Origin of the sequence: Bordetella ansorpii, from assembly GCF_900078315.1 — a bacterium.
GTDB classification, from domain to species: Bacteria; Pseudomonadota; Gammaproteobacteria; order Burkholderiales; family Burkholderiaceae_B; genus Bordetella; species Bordetella ansorpii.
Map to the genome: position 1 here is coordinate 393,035 of NZ_FKBS01000029.1, position 15,171 is coordinate 408,205.

General features: G+C 60.6%; 17 protein-coding genes. 4 read left to right on the plus strand and 13 right to left on the minus strand.

The window, feature by feature from the left end:
- Positions 1-272: 272 nt before the first annotated feature.
- The 8 genes from A7W11_RS23500 to A7W11_RS23535 all read right to left on the minus strand — a co-directional run bounded on the left by A7W11_RS23500 (position 273) and on the right by A7W11_RS23535 (position 5,319).
- Positions 273-872, minus strand: a complete 600-nt coding sequence (locus A7W11_RS23500; RefSeq protein WP_066419984.1) for a S26 family signal peptidase — start codon at positions 870-872, stop codon at positions 273-275.
- A complete protein-coding gene (locus tag A7W11_RS23505; protein WP_066419985.1) occupies positions 869-1,414 on the minus strand; it encodes a DUF2840 domain-containing protein in 546 nt (181 codons plus the stop codon). The genes A7W11_RS23500 and A7W11_RS23505 overlap by 4 nt, the downstream gene beginning before the upstream one ends.
- A complete protein-coding gene (locus A7W11_RS23510) occupies positions 1,411-1,683 on the minus strand; it encodes a chromosome partitioning protein ParB (RefSeq protein ID WP_066421666.1) in 273 nt (90 codons plus the stop codon). Before A7W11_RS23510 ends, A7W11_RS23505 begins: the two co-directional genes overlap by 4 nt.
- Positions 1,680-2,318 carry a ParA family partition ATPase gene (gene parA, locus A7W11_RS23515; protein ID WP_066419995.1) on the minus strand — a complete coding sequence of 213 codons (639 nt, stop codon included), beginning with the start codon at positions 2,316-2,318 and terminating at the stop codon, positions 1,680-1,682. The genes A7W11_RS23510 and parA overlap by 4 nt, the downstream gene beginning before the upstream one ends.
- 289 nt (positions 2,319-2,607) lie before the next feature.
- Positions 2,608-3,456 (minus strand): replication initiator protein A, encoded by an 849-nt coding sequence (locus A7W11_RS23520; protein WP_066421669.1) that lies wholly within the window; start codon positions 3,454-3,456, stop codon positions 2,608-2,610.
- 26 nt (positions 3,457-3,482) lie between these two features.
- Positions 3,483-3,767, minus strand: coding sequence for a helix-turn-helix transcriptional regulator (locus A7W11_RS23525; protein WP_027016806.1), 285 nt, complete (start codon positions 3,765-3,767; stop codon positions 3,483-3,485).
- 112 nt (positions 3,768-3,879) lie between these two features.
- Positions 3,880-4,650, minus strand: a complete 771-nt coding sequence (locus A7W11_RS23530) for a DUF2285 domain-containing protein (RefSeq protein WP_066419997.1) — start codon at positions 4,648-4,650, stop codon at positions 3,880-3,882.
- A 321-nt stretch (positions 4,651-4,971) separates the two neighbouring features.
- Positions 4,972-5,319 (minus strand): DUF2958 domain-containing protein, encoded by a 348-nt coding sequence (locus A7W11_RS23535; protein WP_066420000.1) that lies wholly within the window; start codon positions 5,317-5,319, stop codon positions 4,972-4,974.
- A gap of 271 nt (positions 5,320-5,590) precedes the next feature.
- Here A7W11_RS23535 and A7W11_RS27690 point away from each other — a divergent pair, with 271 nt between their 5' ends.
- On the plus strand, positions 5,591-5,896 hold the full coding sequence (locus tag A7W11_RS27690) for a helix-turn-helix domain-containing protein (RefSeq protein ID WP_082887451.1): 306 nt from the start codon (positions 5,591-5,593) through the stop codon (positions 5,894-5,896).
- Between the two features lie 4 nt (positions 5,897-5,900).
- Positions 5,901-6,497 carry a hypothetical protein gene (locus A7W11_RS28185; RefSeq protein ID WP_156523216.1) on the plus strand — a complete coding sequence of 199 codons (597 nt, stop codon included), beginning with the start codon at positions 5,901-5,903 and terminating at the stop codon, positions 6,495-6,497.
- A gap of 45 nt (positions 6,498-6,542) precedes the next feature.
- On the opposite strand, the gene A7W11_RS23540 is transcribed toward A7W11_RS28185, so the two are convergent.
- The 4 genes from A7W11_RS23540 to A7W11_RS23555 form a co-directional block, all read right to left on the minus strand.
- Positions 6,543-6,857: a DUF736 domain-containing protein gene (locus A7W11_RS23540; protein ID WP_014995085.1), complete on the minus strand. Its 315-nt coding sequence runs from the start codon at positions 6,855-6,857 to the stop codon at positions 6,543-6,545.
- 773 nt (positions 6,858-7,630) lie between these two features.
- Positions 7,631-7,840 (minus strand): hypothetical protein, encoded by a 210-nt coding sequence (locus A7W11_RS23545; protein ID WP_066420002.1) that lies wholly within the window; start codon positions 7,838-7,840, stop codon positions 7,631-7,633.
- A gap of 60 nt (positions 7,841-7,900) precedes the next feature.
- Entirely contained in the window at positions 7,901-9,970 is a 2,070-nt protein-coding gene (locus A7W11_RS23550) for a ParB/RepB/Spo0J family partition protein (protein WP_066420004.1), read from the minus strand.
- Positions 9,971-10,051: 81 nt separating this feature from the next.
- Entirely contained in the window at positions 10,052-10,882 is an 831-nt protein-coding gene (locus A7W11_RS23555) for a DUF932 domain-containing protein (protein WP_066420008.1), read from the minus strand.
- A gap of 650 nt (positions 10,883-11,532) precedes the next feature.
- On the opposite strand from A7W11_RS23555, the gene A7W11_RS27700 reads away from it, so the two are divergent.
- Positions 11,533-12,663 carry a nucleoid-associated protein gene (locus A7W11_RS27700; protein ID WP_082887522.1) on the plus strand — a complete coding sequence of 377 codons (1,131 nt, stop codon included), beginning with the start codon at positions 11,533-11,535 and terminating at the stop codon, positions 12,661-12,663.
- On the plus strand, positions 12,629-14,257 hold the full coding sequence (locus A7W11_RS27705) for a hypothetical protein (RefSeq protein ID WP_082887453.1): 1,629 nt from the start codon (positions 12,629-12,631) through the stop codon (positions 14,255-14,257). Before A7W11_RS27700 ends, A7W11_RS27705 begins: the two co-directional genes overlap by 35 nt.
- Here the strand turns inward: A7W11_RS27705 and radC are convergent.
- On the minus strand, positions 14,254-14,763 hold the full coding sequence (radC, locus tag A7W11_RS23565; protein WP_066420013.1) for a RadC family protein: 510 nt from the start codon (positions 14,761-14,763) through the stop codon (positions 14,254-14,256). The two genes, A7W11_RS27705 and radC, sit on opposite strands and share 4 nt — an antisense overlap.
- Between the last annotated feature and the right edge of the window lie 408 nt (positions 14,764-15,171).

The following is a 15,171-nucleotide window of genomic DNA, read 5'->3' on the forward strand; positions in this document are numbered from 1 at the left end:
CCTTCGCTGTCGCTCCGGGCATCGTCGGCCCGGTGGCGCTGCTGCACCCGCAGCCAGCCCACCGGCGAACGCGCAGATGGACAAGCCTGGGGCCGCAGGCCAAGCGCGTTCGAGGCAAGACGCCTGCACGTTGGACGGCTGCGCCGAAGGCAGCGCGACGTGCGGTGCGAATGCACCCGCACTGCACGCGCGGCGACACGGCAGCAACAGCCGGAACGACACGCCCGATGGCACGATGAGAGGCGCGGCAACGTGCAGCGAATCGGCGGCTATCATGGGCGTGTCTCCAGCCAGACCGGATGCGCGACGCCGATCACGGCGGATGCGCTGACCGGGCCGAAATAGCGGCTGTCGAACGACGCCGGATTGGTCACGCTCAACAGGAACAGTTCGCCCGGTTCGAGGCGGCGGCAAAGCTGCAAGGATGGCAGCGGGCGGCCCAGCCGGTCGGCAGGCAGCACGGCGGCCGAAGGCACGCCGTCGATGCGTACCTGCCCGGCGACGATGCAAACGTGTTGTGGCGCGACCGCGCCCACACGTTTGAGCAGCGGCACGCGCGTCGGCAGGTAGCCGCGCTGCGCAGCCAGCGTGGCGGCCCTGTCGGGCAGCGGCACCAGCACGATGCTGTCCACGGGCAACGGACGTGGCAGCGAGGCGGTGCCCGGCTCGAACGGTTCGATGCGATACCAGCCGACCGCCACGCTGTCGGACGGGTTGTAGATCAGGCGCGGCAGCGGCTGCACGAAAGCCGCCCAGGCCAGCGCAGCGAGGCCGACGGCGGCGAAGCCCGCCAGCACGAGGCGAGCGCGCAGGCACGAGCGAGGAAGCGGCGCGGCTTTGGGTGTGTGTGCGGTGGTGGGATAGGTCGTCATGGCAGCGCCCTCCCGGCCAGCCAGGCGGCGTGCCGCTCGGCGGTGTATTCGGGCAGCGGCGAATGCGCGGCGAGCCGGTTGGCGAGCGTGCGCCAGTACGCGGGCGAGACGGTGACGGGCGCGATGCCCAGCGCCTCGATGCCGTCGATGCGTTCCAGCACGGCGCGCACGTTGGCGTCGCCTTCGGCATGCAGCAGCAGGCGTGCGCCCGGCTGTACGCCAGGGATGCGTTGCATGTCGTCCTGCGGCGTGGCGGCCTGCATCACCATGAGCTGCCAGCGGATCGTGCCGTAGTCGTTGGCCTGCCAGCGGATGCGGCAGAACATCGCGCCGGGCAGGAACACCGCGCAGCGCCGCCAGCGGTCGAGCTGGAGCGTGCGGGCTGGTTCGCCGAAGCGCAGATAGAGCTTGAATCGCGGTTCGATGTAGGCGAGCGATACGCGGGTCAGCGGTGTGTTACCGGCTTGCACAGCGAGTGCCGCCGGCACTGGCAGCAGCGCTGCCGTCGTTGTGCCAGCCGAAGGCAATGTGGATGCGTTCATGGCCTGTTCTCCGGGAACTCCCGTTCCAGCAGTGCGCGCAGCAGGTCGGCCACGGTCACGCCTTGCGTGAAGGCCGACACCTTGATGCGCGCCCGCATGGCGGGCGTGATGTCGAGGGTCAGGCGTGCGGTGTAGAGGTCGCCCTTGCCCAGCGCATCGGCATCGCCCTGGCGAATCCAAGCCTCGGCGTGTGGACTCGCAGGTGGACGTGCGCCAATGCCGACGCGCTTGGGCGGGCGTTTGCCGGTGGGTGGCGGTTTCGCTGTCATGACGGCCACCGCAGTAGTTCATCGACCAGCGCGGTGATCTCGCGGGCGGCCGCGCTGTCCGGTGCGGTTTCGCGGGCGAGCCGGCCAGCGGCCACGCTGTCGGCGAAGACGATGCGCTGGTGGATCTCCGAGCGCAGCGCTGGCAGTGGTTGTTCGGCCAGTGCCTGCCGTGCTTCGCGTCCGATCACCGTGGTGCTGACACGGCGGTTAATGACGAAGGCCGCGCATAGTGCAGGCCGGAACACCTGGGCTTCACGGATCAGCGCCACCATCTCTGCGCTGGCCCACAGGTCGTAGGGGCTGGGTTGCACCGGGATCAGCACCCGTTCGGCCGCCAGCAGCGCAGAGCGCGCCAAGGCGGCAATCCTGGGTGGCCCGTCGATGATGACGTGATCGGCCCGTCTGGCGAGTTCTGGGGCTTCCTGGTGCAGTGTTTCGCGGGCGAGGCCCACGGCGCTGAACAACCGGGGCAAGCCCTGCTGGCTTCTGCGCTGTGTCCAGTCCAGCGACGAACCCTGCGGGTCGGCATCGAGCAGGACGACGTGCTGGCCGCGCAAGGCCAGTTCCCCGGCGACGTGGGTGGCGAGCGTGGTCTTGCCGACGCCGCCTTTCTGGTTGAGCAATGCGACGATCATGGCGCGGCCCTCCTGCCTGGAAGACCTGGCTGTTCCAGTCCGGCACAACGGGATGGATTTCGCCGTTTTTGCTGGCTGGTTTTTCGACCTGCGGCAGTTGTCCACCGCAATGCTCTTTCTCTACTAAAAGTTAGAGTATTTAAGTTAGTTAAGTTAGAGAGCGCGCAAACCCAGCAACGGCGCGGCTTTGCAGCCGATTGGCACGCCTGATAGCACGACAGGGACACGCCTGATAGCACGATACCCCGCACGCCTGATAGCACGACACTGTTCACAACTTGTCCCGCAGTTATCCCCGTGCCGTGGGCGGCACGGGCCGGAAGGTCAGCAGCTCCGTGTCGTCCTCGGGTATTCGCACAATGCCAAGCGCGTATCCCGGCAGGGATTTCTTGGCGACCAGGGCGCGCAGATCGCAGGCGAAGTCGTAGGGCTTGGCACTGCTGCCGGACTTCTGGTGCAGGTAGCGGAAATCGAACTGCCAACCGCATTCCTGCCTGCCGCCATGCTTGCGCACCAGCCGGTACAGCCAGCGTTCGATGCCGCCCGTGAGCCGGAAGTACGCCGGGTCGATGGTCAGCACCAGGGCGGCGTCCAGCACGCCGGCATAGAACCAATCCGGCAGGATCAGCTCGATACCCAGCGGCGTGCCTCTGGCATCGGCCAGTTCCTTCCACTCGTTGATCCACGAAAAGCGGTGCAAGCGCCTTCCCGTGGTTTCGCGGATGGACGTGGCCACCGTGGTCGATTGCAGGCGATCCAGCGCGGCCTTGAGGCGCTGGTAGTCGCGTATCGACTTGCCGCGTCCGATGAAGCGCAGGATTTCGTAGGGCGTGGCCTGCATCCGCCGGGACGGCTGGATGCCCGCGTCCTTGGCTTCGACGATCTGGCTGGCGGCCCAGATCAGGATGTCCGCATCCCAGATGGTGGCGATGCCGTGTTCCTGCGTGCCTTCCACGCGGATGGTGATGTTGCCGCTGCGAAAGTCGATCGGCGCGGTGCGCCGCGACTTCGCCAACGAGAAGAACGGATAGGCCATCAAGTCCTGGGCATCGCGCGGTGCCATGTCCTCGCCCGGCAGTGCGCGAAACAGGTCGAGCTGTTCGCGCTGCGGCAAGGCGTGCCCTGGCGGGCGAGACATGGCGATGACCACCCACGCGCCGACGGTCAGCGGCCGTCACGGTAGTCACCCGCGTGCCGTTCGGCATATTCCGGGTCGGAAGTCGCCTCATAGCTGCGCGCATCGGCCCAGGCATCGAGGTCGCTAACGGCGTACATGACGCGGCGGCCGAACTTGCGGAACTTCGGGCCGCCACCGATCACGCGCTGTTTCTCCAGCGTGCGCGGCGACAGCCGCAGGTAGTCGGCGGCTTCGTCGTTGGTCAGGTAGCGTTGGGGCTGCGCGGGCGCAGCGACAGCAGCGGCGGCAGGCCGCAAGGGAGCGGGTCGCATGGGGTGTACCTCCATCAAGCCCGGCCACACCACGCGGCCGGATAGAGGCACTTTCAAGAAAGATGGGCTTCTTGCTAAGGGACGAAATGAAGGGGCTGCAAAACGTCCCCCCTCACTGCGCTGCAACTGGCGGGAGCTGCGCCAGACTGCGATAGCCGCCGCGCATCAGCGCCTCGCCACGCCGCACCAGCCGGCGTACACGAGCGCGCAAGGCGCTGTCCTTGTGCCAGTCGGCCGCGACGGCATCCACACCAAACAGCCCTTCGGCGACCTCCCGCAAGGACGCACCCGCCAGGGTCGCGTCCAGCGCCTGAAGCGTGTGCAGTTCCAGCAAAGCGGACAGCGGCGGACGTGGCCGGACGGTCGCCGCAGGTGCGGCACCGGCGGCTACGGCGATCTTGTTCAATTCGCTCGCCAGGGCCGCATAGCGTTCGCAAGGCGCGGCGCAGGCCCGGATGGCATAGGCGTAAGCCATGCCATCGGCCAAGCCTGGCGCGAGCACGAAACGCAGGCAGCAGCCGGGCCAGCGCGCCACCAGCACCAGGCGCTTGCCGTCATGGATCAGGTGTTTGTGGCCCGGCAGCTTCCAGAACTCAAAGCACAGGGCATCGGGCGGCGGATCGGCATCCGGGTAGAGCTGCACCACGGCATCGTGATCGGAGCACCAGGCCGGGTGCGCGTCCCGCGCATCCAGGGCGGGATCTTCCAGCAGGCGCAGCCCCCAGTGCCCGGCAGCATCCGGTTGGCGACGACAGCGCAGCCAGTCGTGCCGATAGTCTGGATGACGGCGCAGGTACTCCCATGCCAGCGCCGGGCCATCCAGGTGCAGAACGTAGAGATAGGCCGCCGTGGCATACCACGGCTCGGCACTGCGATCAGCCATACTGCAACCTCCCTGTGCTGGGGGTGCGTCGCCACGGCGAAACGGCGTGCTACGAGGCCATCGTCAAAACGTCATGGGTGAAGCGTAAACTGGCAGTGTCAAGACCGATGAACTCCGATGCGTTGCTGAAATCGTCCGAGTGCGACGGCGGCAACGCACTCCAATGGCATGCCGCGTCGGTCAGCTTGCCGCAGCTCGCGCCAAGCATCATGACCGTTTCGATCAGGCACGCACCGCTTCGGTGCAACACTGCCGATTCAGACCGAACGGGTCACAGACCAGACCGAAATAGACACAGTGCGCCCCGCTTGGCGGTGGCGCTCAATCGGTGATCGAGCCGTTCTCCTCTGCCAGCCGCAGGTATTCCGACAGCCGCCGCACCGGCTGGAAGTAGCGATCCCGCATCACGGGCTGCTGGCGTGGCCCGACGATGGCGGCCAGGTCAGACAGCTTCACCGTACCCAGTGCTGGCATGCCAATCCCCAAGTCGATCAGGCCGTGGGCAGTATCGCCATCGGCTGGGTCGAGCGAGGCCAGCAGCCAGGTGGCATGCGCATCTGGCGTGAACAAGCGCACCACGGGCAACGGGTCGGTGTCCTGCCCGGCGGCCCGGACTTGGCCGTTGGACAGCAGGCGCGTGCGCTCGTCGGCGGTGATGAGCGGAGTCATGGCTGTACTCCCACGGATGTACGGAGCAGCAGAGACGCTTTGCCGCTTTCCCTCGAAAGCACGGATGCGCAAGCCCACGCATCCGCAGAAGCGTAGAAGCACGAAGGCACATGCACGGAAGTCAGGAAAGACACGGATCAGGCTCTCCGCTTTTGAAGACAACCGCCAATGCGGATTTCAGTAAAGGCAAAAAAGTCGGAAATGAACACTATAGATTGTAGCTCTATAGGGTGCAACGGGTTGTCATTCTGGATTTTGGGGAAAGTTCAGAATGACAGTGCTCAAACCATCGTTGCCCCATGCACTGCGGCAGATCAGAAAGGCGCGAGGTCTGAGCCAGGAGGCGTTCTCGGATGTATCTAGCCGCACCTATCTAAGTTCGCTGGAGCGCGGTTTGAAGAGTCCGACATTGAGCAAACTGGAAGAGCTATGCAATGTTTTAGAGGTGCATCCGCTTACGTTACTTACGCTTGCTTATTCTGACGGAAGTCAATTGGATATTGATGCAATCCTGGGGGAAGTTAAGTCTGAGATTAGAGAAATATCAATTTCAAACCCTTCATTAAGAAAATTCTGAGGACATGTTCCACAACATCCTTTACCGACTGGAACGCGGACAAAAGAAAGTTTTATTAATCCTTGGGGTTGCATTTCTAATACTTTCTGCGGCTTGGTTTTTAATTGAAATCCTAGAGAAAAATTTTCCAATGGAGCCAATTGTTGTCTTTGTCGGCGGCAGCGCAACACTTTTGGCATCGTATTGGCCGTGGAAGCCTGGATACGCAAATCGAAGAAAAAAAGGCAGAGTGTCTTTTGATTATGAAAACAGCAACGATCACGAATTTTTAATTGGAAAAAATAATCTCCAGTTTACTTTGAAATTTTCAAAGGCGAGCGATACAAGCATCCACATTTATAGAGATCCTGCTGATATAAGAGCAATTGCTCGAATCCCTAACGCTGGAAGGATTGATGAGGTGCGTGACGTTTCTGCTTTAGACTATGCAAACCGAGTAGTCACCCCCGTAGAAGGCGAGCTTGTTGCACTAGAGAATACGCATGGGAGTTATGCAGTCATTCATATTCACGATATACGTGACGCCAGACGCAACGACGACCGCGATGAAATTACGTTTTCCTATGTTATTAATCCAGTAGGGAAAACGGATTTTTCTTGAATAGATGTAAGCCCCGCCACACTGGGCGGGGCCTGGTGGCAGCCGTCAGGCCGCCTTGGGTTTGCTACGCGACCAGATCAGGTCGTGTGCGCCATCCTCGCCTTCGATCAGCCGGGCATAGACCGTTGCCGGGAACGAAGGATCGTCCAGGGTCACGGACACATAAGGGCGTCCGGCCTCGCTGGTTTTTTTCCACGCTGCGCCGATGTCGTGGCCAGCCGCTTGCAGGCGGTAGTCGGGTGCGCTTTCGTTGTCACCCTTGTCGTTGGGAACCAGCTTGACCTTGACGTTGAGCGTCAGGGTGCGAAGCGTGCCGGTGAAGCCGTCTTTCTCTGCGGTGAAGGTGCCGATGTTAGCCATGATGATTTCTCCTTTCGGGTTGAACAAGGTCGCGCCAGTGCGTCCTTGTTGTGATCCGCCCGGCGGGGGATGGGCTGGCCGCACCGCGGAGCGGTCGCAACAACGTGGAGAACCTGGAGGCGAAAAGAATTTGCCCCGCGAGGAATGCGCGCAGCGCAGGGGAAATTGTTTTCGCCGCAAGGTTGCGGCCATGAAGCCCAAGGCGCAGCCGCGCCACCGCCAGGATTCACGACAAGCCAAGGACGCACGGGCCGCCTCTCCCGAATGGAGACATGACTGACTCGGCATCCTCGCATGACAGCTTCACCGGCTTGCGCTCTGACGCGGCTAGGTCAATGCCCCAGCAACAAGGTAAGAACGCTCCTGCCACAACTCGCGGCCACATACTTGATGCGTGGCGTGGAAGCTCCACATCGAGGCCAGGTAGTGTGTTGGTGAACCGTCCTTCGTGACGTACAGGCAACGAACCGCCAGCGTCGAGCACGGCACGCTTTCGTGCAACCTGCCGCAGCAAGCCGGGGCGTAGCCCCACAAGCGCCGCCCATTGCGGCGAGGTGCTGTCGGAATGTCGGCGGCGCGTGCGCCGCTGCACTTGCATGGCTTCAATGGCTTTTGCGCACAAGGCGACTTGTGCGCGGCCCCTTTGCCGCCTGACCGAAGGCGGCAAAGGGGCGTTTTGGCTTTGAGCCTTGAAACCGGGTGCGGCCACTGCCGCGCGCGGAGTTTTTGCATTTCCCGCGCCCAAGACGGAACGGCTTGGGCGCGGGGGCTTCCTATTCTTTGGTTTCGATGATCCACCACATGGCACGCGGCAAGGCGCGGCCCGTGATGGGGTGTAGGTCGGTCAGGTCGGCACGGGCTGCCCAGCCGCGAGGCGGACGGTAGCCGCGCACGTCGCTATCGCCATGCCAGCGGCGGGCGCGTATCGTGCCGGGGGCGTAAGTCGCGGCCATGCACGGGCGGTTCGTGGTGTCGTGGCTCATGGGGGAATCCTCGGCATGAAGCGCCCCGGCCGGAACCGGGGCGCTATCTGCGGTGCAAGGTCACGCGGCCAGTGCCTCGGCCTGCGGCTGCTCATCCGCCACGGCGGCGACTTCCTCCGGCGCTTCGGCTTCCTCCTGCGCAGCCTGCTGCGTGGCTTCGGCGACAAAGATGGCAGGCATCCAGCCAGTTCCATCGGCCAGCCGTTCGGCCTCGCTGGCAATGTCGCCTTTCTTCAACTTCGCCAGACGGGTGACGTGCGACGGTGCGAAGTCGCCCACGGCGTTCAGAATCGCGGCCTTCGGCACATGCTGGAAATAGCCGTCTGCGGTCGGTTGCCACCATGCCGCCATGTCCAGCGCCACGGCCTGCGCCAGTTCGGCACCCGGCTGGTGCTGCGTGGCACGGGGCGTCACCACATCGACCGTGGATGCCACACATACGGCCAGCAGCCGCACCAGTTCATCCTGCGACTTCGCCAGCAACGCGGCGAACAGTTCGGCGCTGTCCTCCGGCAAAGCTTCACCCGCTACCTGTTGCAGTTCGCGCAGTGCCACGGCGGCGGGCGATTCCGGCCACTCCGGGGCCATGCCTTCGAGTCGATCTTGCACTTTCAGGCTCACGCCCAGCGGCAGATCGTGGCTGTAGTGGCTGCCTTGCAAGACAGTCTGCACCATGCCATGCACCAGTGCGGCCAGCGCCACCTGCGGATGCCGGGCCACTTCGATTTGCAGCGCGGCGGTACGGTGGGCGCTCAAGCGTTGCGCCAGCCGGTCGGACATGGCGGCGGGCTTGGGGGCGTCGTCGGTTTCCTCGCCGGTACCGTCGTTCCCGGCTTCGCCCTCGCTGCCGAAACCCTGCCGCAGCCGTTCAAGCGTGCGCAGTGCCTTGGCCTCGGCTTCGCGCAGCAGCCCGCGATGAATCACGGCCTCGCCGTTGCGGTCGATGGTGACGATGGCACCGGCGGCAGCTTTGACGGCTTCCCCGTAGTCCTGCAAGCCATCTTCCAGCGCCTGCAACTGCTCGCCCAGGCGTTCGCCTTCTTCCTGCAAGGCATCGGCCTTTTCTTCGTCCTCGGCGTCCAGGGCGGCATCCACGGCCTCGGCCAGCGCCTGCATTTTGGTTTGCAACTTCTCGATGCGTTGGGCTTCGCGCTTGTTCGGGCTGCGGCGCTGTCTCGGGGCGCGCTGGAAGGCTTGCAGGTCGGCATGGTTCATGCCGGGGGTGGCATCCACCCATGCCCAGCCTTCAGCCTGCACCTCGGTGGCGATGCCTGCAAGCTTGTCTTGCGCCAGCCGTTCCAGCAGCGTGGCATCGGTCAGATACACGCCGCTATCGGCTTCCGCGAACAGATCGCGGCGGGTGCCACCGCCTGCAGCCTCGTAAGCATCCAGCCCGACGAAGCGCACCAGCGGATGCCGGTGGGCATCAATCTCGCGCTCGGTCAGGCGGTCACGTAGATTGTGCGGGCTGCGCTGCCATGTCGGCGCATCGTAGAACGCGGCTTCCTGCGCGGCGTGGTCGTCAGTGATGGCAAGGGCCATCAACTGGTCAAGACTCACGGCTTCGGCCCGGTAGTCGGCAAGCAGGCGCGGCGACACGTTGGCGAGTTTCAGGCGGCGCTGCACCACCAGTGGCGTGACGCTGAAATCGGCGGCAATGTCCTCGATGGGGCGGCCTTCGGCCACCAGCGCGGCAAATGCCTCGAACTGGTCGGCGGGGTGCATGGCTTCGCGCTGCACGTTCTCGGTCAGGCTGGCCGTGCGGGCGGTGCCATCGGCCACCAGCAGGCAAGGCACCTCCCATTGCTTGCTGATGCGGCGCTTTTTCGCCAGCAGCTTGAGTGCGGCAAGGCGACGGCCTCCGGCCACGACTTCGTAACGCTCGCCGTCAGCGGTCGCGGTCACGATCAGGTTTTGTAGCAGGCCGACACGCTGGATGCTGGCGGCGAGTTCAGGAATCGACATACGCGGGGTCTTGCGCACGTTGCGACCCGTGGGGCGCGACACCAGCCGCGACAGCGGCACCAGAATCAGGTTCTTGCTCGGGTCGGCGGCTTCCAGCAGCACGGCAGGCTGGGCGCTGGTTGCGGCGTGGATGGCTTGGGCTTCGGTGTGGTTGATGGCGTTCATGGTGAAAACTCCTTGCGATGATGGAATGCAGCAGCGAATGACGCGGCAAGGGTTGCTGCCTGCCCCTGCCGCGCAGGGAAATCAGGCTTTCAACTGGCGCAGGCCATCGGCCAGCAGCCACAGGGCGCGATTGAGGCGAATATCGGAATCAATGCCCTGCACCGGGCGGGTCTGCTGACGGCGTCCGTTGGCGCTACGCCCATGCAAACCGCCTTTGGTCAGGTTCTCTTGGGTGCGGTTGAACACGCTCCACAAGTCCGGGCGGCGGTCGTCGAACCTGCGCGGCATCAGGATTTGCGATTCAGTGATGGGTGCGGGCTTGTCCGGGTCGTCGTACTTGAGCGACAGCGCGGCGCGGGCGAACACTTCGGCCTCACCTTCGTCTAGCGTGATGGCCTGCATGGATTCGCGGGATTCCAGCGCACGGTCGAAGCCGTGCAGTACCTGATAGGCACCTTCGATCACTTGTCCGGCCACGTCGCCTTTATGCGGCACGCGCACATCGGCCACGGTGTCGCCGCAAACAAGGCCATTGCTGCACACGAAACGGAACATGCCGGCCAGCATCTGGTAACTGCTGGTGCCGTCGTGCGAGTTCAGCAGGATGATTTCGTTGGCTTCGCCTCGGGCGTTGATCTGGCTGGCATGGCGCAGCCGGATCATGTGCTTGGTGTAGTCGCGCCGGTCTTCGTGGCGGGTGCGGGTCTGCGTCACCATGAAAGGCTGAAACCCTTCCTTGCGCAGTTCGGTCAGCACCGTGGCGGTGGGGATATAGGCGTAACGCTGGGAACGGCTTTCGTGGGGCGCTTCCGCAAAGATGGACGGGGCCACGCGGTGAATCTGGTCATCGGACAGCGGGGAATCGCTGCGCAGTACCGGGGAACGGGAAGCGAAACGGGATGCGAGTTGCATGGCCTTTCTCCTGACGAAAAGGGTTTGCTGTTCAAACCGCACACCGGATTCCTAGATTCGGAGCCCAGCCTTTCGGCTGTTCGGTGCGGTTGGCACGAGGAACCCGGTTGGCCCTGTTGCCACCGTCTTTCCTGAGTTCATCGCCCGCGACGGTCAGGAGCCCACGGACGTGGGCCGTCAAGGAGGAAAGCGGCAGGTAGGAGCGGCCCGCAGGCGCAGCCGAGGACACGGCCTGACGCGCCTTGATGGCACGCGGCCACGGGCTACAGTCGCGAGCAAGGTGATGGAGTCAGGAGAGACGGCTGGACATGGCAACGGCCGCCGCGATGTGCAAACCGCACGCAAGCGAAGCGCGCAGGCCCGAAGCTGGAAGCCGGGCCGTAGGCGTCAGGGATGTGGAAGGCTGGCGAATGCCAGTCCCGTCAGGGATGAGCGAACAGCGAACCTGGAGCAGCGCGGTCCGCGAAGCGGAGACGCAAGGATGTCTCCAAATGTTATGAATTTCTGATAAATTACATACTTGGGGTGGGTTGGCGCCAAACAATCACTTGGCTTGCCTTAAAGGAAAATATTCCCAACGCCAAAATAATGTGAGGAAAAATATAGCTCACACATTATTTAAATAAGTCCAATATGAAAACGGGGTGTTGATGAGCATTCTTAGCGAAAAAGAGGCAGAAAGCCTCACCATTGAGAGAATGATCTTCCACGTTGTCGATCCAGCGTCGGAGTCCCCCGTTTTCTTAGCAGAAGTTAAACCACCACAATGTGTGGATTTTTTCGTTGAGCGAGTTAAAGAAACTCTTCGCGGAGCCGCGTATGAATTTCTCCCTGGCGCAGGAATTCCGGGCCTTCTTTATCGAGCCTTGCCAAGCCAGGGCGCGAAAGATGAATTTGTTAAAGTTTCGCACGACCTAGCGGATAGATTCAAAGAGAAAGTCAAACAAGATAAGCGACTTGCGCCCGGCGTATTGATGCTTTTCTCCTTAAAAACGGAAGGTGATAACCGACTTGTTGCCGTCATAAAATATGAGCACCAGCAAGTTGTATCTTACTCCTACATCAAGGACGACAAGGGCGATCCGATTTTGGATGCAGACGGAAACCCTGTTCCTGATTTGCAGACGCTTGTGGAAACATTTACGAAAGATCGGAAGGCTATGCAGAAATCTGCAGTCATACGATTCCAAGGAAATAACAGCTCTAAATTGGAAGGTGACTTTCAATCATCAATCGTTGTAATTGACCATTCGTCCGGTCGCTACCGCGATGCTACTCAACACTTTGCAAATTTCCTAGATATACGCCGAGCCCTTGAACCTGTCGAACTGACCAAGCGTCTCGAAGATGCGGCAGTCGAGTCCATCAAGGCACACAAGAGCGAGGTCCCCCCCGAAGTTGCTAAAGCTCCAAAGCGGTTTGTACGAGCAGCCATGTCAAGGCTGGAAGGTTTTGACTTTGAAAAACCAGAGGAATTTCTTGGCGCCGTATTGCAAGGAGTGGCTCCCGAGGCCGCGATCCTAAAAACCTTCAAGAGCAAACTCACCAGCAAGAATATAAGCACAGAAGCATTCAAGTTTGAGGGAGCCACCCCACCACCAGCCGAATACCGACGAGTAGTCACAAATGAGGGGATTACTCTCTTATTTAGTGCTGGGCATGAAGAAAACAAGAACGTAGAGATAAAAACGGAGGGGAATGGAGGCGTTGAAATAACCATACGCTCCACCGGCTTGGAACGGAACGATGAACTCGAAAAAATGCCTCGCATCCCTGATTGATTCTTTAGGGGGGCAAGCCAACATCCGAGAAACCATCGGGCAAATCGACATTTCCGGGCATGTCTCACCTGAAAAATCAGACGATTTCAAGCGGGCCTACGAAGATTTCTCAGGAAAGAAATCTGAGGCTTGGTCGATTTCCATCCGTGATGGCGAATTTTCCGAGATCTCCACAGATGCCATTGCGAATGAGGATGTCACCCTTGTAATCAAGAAGCCAGTAGGAGGCAGGATTTTCTTTGCATCATTAGCAGGGTTTTCAGCAGCCTTGGAAGACAAGGCACTGACATTGACTAGTGAGCTATTGGTGCTAAATGCTTTTGATGGGTTCAAAACCAAAGGATTTTCTGTCCTGCCTTGGGATGGTGAGCCTTTGCCTGGCTTGCCGTGCTTGGAGCCTGATTCAGATGCAATCGACCCTAGAAAAGGTGTAGTGCGAGACTTGACTGGCAACACTGTTCCGGCAGACCCCTATCGTTGGATGCTAGTAGGTCATGACGGCAGTGGTGAGCCGTGGAATATATGGAAGACTCTGGCAACTAGAAATCTGGCAACACTACTAGTTTCAGATGTCTGGAAAGAAGATACAACTAAAGTATCTATCAATGGCGCCAGAAAGCGCACTTTCTCGCTCGGAGAAAAGTGCCAGGATAGCAACGCTTATACGAAAATATGCCAAGCTGCCGATTGGATACTCGTAAAGCAGGATACGGAAGCCCGGCACGAAGTTCTTGTGCGACGTCTTTCTGCGATTGTCAGAGACTCTGACTCCAATGGAGTCCCGGAGTGGCTGACCGTATTGCCTGAATCTCTGCAAGAAGCCCTTGATGGGGCTCGGCTTGATCATCGTGCCTATGTGAGATCAAAGTCAGCAGAAACGGTAAAAGCTATGGCCGACCTCAGGAAGGCGGTTGGAGAAGATGTTTCGCGCATCGTAGAGCGCATTCATAAACTTTCTGCAGGTTTTGTGATTGGCCTGGCTGCATTAGCAACGGGGCTAGGTGTCCGCCTTACATTGCTGACCTCTCAGAAAAACACCTGGGCAGTTGCTGGGATAATTTTCTGCTGCGTCGTTTTGGCGATCACATGGGCGAGCATTGTTCTTCAGCACCATGTCAGCTCTAAATCACTGGTAAATGAGCTGCGCAACATGAGGCGTTGGCATAAAAACATTCACATAGCACTAACTCGCTCGGACTATCGAGAGCTGGCATTACATCCGGTTCTTGATGCCATTCGGCTATATAAGAAAACAGCGAAGTCCACCATTAAGGGAATGATTGCTGCTTCATTCATTTTTATTGCTCTTTTTATTATTACCCCTTTTTTCTACTCAGCAGAACCTGTTGGTGCCAATGATAAAAACAGGGAGTCGCAATCATTATCTAGTTCTGATATTGAAGAGTCAGCTTTCAAAGTTAGCCCAGCCCAGAGGGAGGACATAAATTTGGAAGTGGCACCTTCTACAGGGCAAGAATCAAATTCAGAAGACGACAAAGCCGTACAAGATACGCGCATTCTTGATGATAATCAGGGCAATTCTTCCAACGAGGTATTTGAGGCCGGAGAAAGGGGCCGAAGCCCCGAGAATTAGATTAGCCCTCGCTCGGCGAACGACACCGTGCCTACACCCGCCACGATCATATGATCCAACGTGCGTACCTCTACCAGCCCCAGCGCTTCCTTGAGTCGCTGCGTCAGCGCCTTGTCGGCCTGCGACGGCTCAGGATTCCCGCTCGGATGGTTGTGTGAGAGGATGACCGCCGCCGCATTGAGCCGCAGAGCTTCCTTGACCACTTCACGCGGATACACCGATGCACTGTCGATGGTGCCGTGAAACATCTCTCGGTACTCGATCAGCCGATGGCGCGTATCCAGAAACAGCACAGCAAAGACTTCATGCTCCAAGCCTGCCAGCTTGTTGCGCAGGTACTCCTTGACCAGCGCGGGGGAAGTGAACTCAGCACCACGCTGCATCTTCAGCTCGATGGCCTGGCGTGCCGCTTCAAGAATTTGATCCACCGATGCCGGAGAGTAGCGCCCCTGGGCGTCACGCACCAGCAAAGCGTCATCGAACGAGGAAAAGGACAGTTGCGACATGATCGTGCTCCGGTTGCTCGGGCGGAATTGCCCGGAACCGTGGCCAGCACGGCGCAGCGCAAGCAGTCAGGGATCGAAGACGGCCGACAGGCCGCAAGCGTGCGAGCACGCGCAGTCATTGACGGCGAGAACGCCGTGATACGGTGAAGGGAACAGCAAGACCGCCTACACCCCACTCAGCCACACACCCGCCGTTGGCAAGTGCGCAGCACGCGCAGGCCCGGATCAAAATCCAGGCCGGAGGCGTCAGGGATGTGAAAGGCTGGCGATAGCCAGTCCCGTCAGGGATGAGCGAACAGCGAACCTGGAGGAGCGAGGTCCGCGAAGCAGAGACGCAAGCATGTATTTCGCTTATTATCTATTTGCATCAACACTTGGTTTCGTCCAAGCTCGGATGATTGGAACGGT

Bases quoted from the DNA above. Each gene is read 5' to 3' on its own strand.
- A7W11_RS23500 (WP_066419984.1), bottom strand. From the start codon at position 872: ATGACGACCTATCCCACCACCGCACACACACCCAAAGCCGCGCCGCTT.
- A7W11_RS23505 (WP_066419985.1), bottom strand. From the start codon at position 1,414: ATGAACGCATCCACATTGCCTTCGGCTGGCACAACGACGGCAGCGCTG.
- A7W11_RS23510 (WP_066421666.1), bottom strand. From the start codon at position 1,683: ATGACAGCGAAACCGCCACCCACCGGCAAACGCCCGCCCAAGCGCGTC.
- parA (WP_066419995.1), bottom strand. From the start codon at position 2,318: ATGATCGTCGCATTGCTCAACCAGAAAGGCGGCGTCGGCAAGACCACG.
- A7W11_RS23520 (WP_066421669.1), bottom strand. From the start codon at position 3,456: ATGTCTCGCCCGCCAGGGCACGCCTTGCCGCAGCGCGAACAGCTCGAC.
- A7W11_RS23525 (WP_027016806.1), bottom strand. From the start codon at position 3,767: ATGCGACCCGCTCCCTTGCGGCCTGCCGCCGCTGCTGTCGCTGCGCCC.
- A7W11_RS23530 (WP_066419997.1), bottom strand. From the start codon at position 4,650: ATGGCTGATCGCAGTGCCGAGCCGTGGTATGCCACGGCGGCCTATCTC.
- A7W11_RS23535 (WP_066420000.1), bottom strand. From the start codon at position 5,319: ATGACTCCGCTCATCACCGCCGACGAGCGCACGCGCCTGCTGTCCAAC.
- A7W11_RS27690 (WP_082887451.1), top strand. From the start codon at position 5,591: ATGACAGTGCTCAAACCATCGTTGCCCCATGCACTGCGGCAGATCAGA.
- A7W11_RS28185 (WP_156523216.1), top strand. From the start codon at position 5,901: ATGTTCCACAACATCCTTTACCGACTGGAACGCGGACAAAAGAAAGTT.
- A7W11_RS23540 (WP_014995085.1), bottom strand. From the start codon at position 6,857: ATGGCTAACATCGGCACCTTCACCGCAGAGAAAGACGGCTTCACCGGC.
- A7W11_RS23545 (WP_066420002.1), bottom strand. From the start codon at position 7,840: ATGAGCCACGACACCACGAACCGCCCGTGCATGGCCGCGACTTACGCC.
- A7W11_RS23550 (WP_066420004.1), bottom strand. From the start codon at position 9,970: ATGAACGCCATCAACCACACCGAAGCCCAAGCCATCCACGCCGCAACC.
- A7W11_RS23555 (WP_066420008.1), bottom strand. From the start codon at position 10,882: ATGCAACTCGCATCCCGTTTCGCTTCCCGTTCCCCGGTACTGCGCAGC.
- A7W11_RS27700 (WP_082887522.1), top strand. From the start codon at position 11,533: ATGAGCATTCTTAGCGAAAAAGAGGCAGAAAGCCTCACCATTGAGAGA.
- A7W11_RS27705 (WP_082887453.1), top strand. From the start codon at position 12,629: ATGAACTCGAAAAAATGCCTCGCATCCCTGATTGATTCTTTAGGGGGG.
- radC (WP_066420013.1), bottom strand. From the start codon at position 14,763: ATGTCGCAACTGTCCTTTTCCTCGTTCGATGACGCTTTGCTGGTGCGT.